The organism is Achromobacter sp. 46006 (assembly GCF_059761975.1).
In genome coordinates, this window is the sequence record NZ_JCBANN010000162.1 from 1 (window position 1) to 255 (window position 255).

The window sequence follows — 255 nt, forward strand, 5'->3', positions numbered from 1 at the left end:
TGCCGTCCGCGGCGTCGGCGGCCGTGCCATTGGTGTAGGCCTGCTCCAGTTGAAACAGGTCAGCCGGCGCGGAGGCCGGAGCGCTCAGCAACAGGTCTTCGCGCGCGACGGGCGCGGCGCTGGCGGGTCGGTCGCCGAATTCGGTGATCCGCAAGCGGTTGCCGCCGCCGCTCAGCCCGGTGGTGACCGTCAGGCGGTCATGATCGCCGCCATTCGGATCGACCCGGAAGACAAGCGTGCTGTCCGTCGCGGCAA

1 protein-coding gene is annotated in these 255 nt (G+C 70.6%); it reads right to left on the bottom strand.

The features are described 5' to 3' along the window. A partial coding sequence (locus tag AC6LKG_RS26640) for a hypothetical protein (protein WP_498170015.1) occupies positions 1 to 255 on the bottom strand: 255 nt, incomplete at both ends.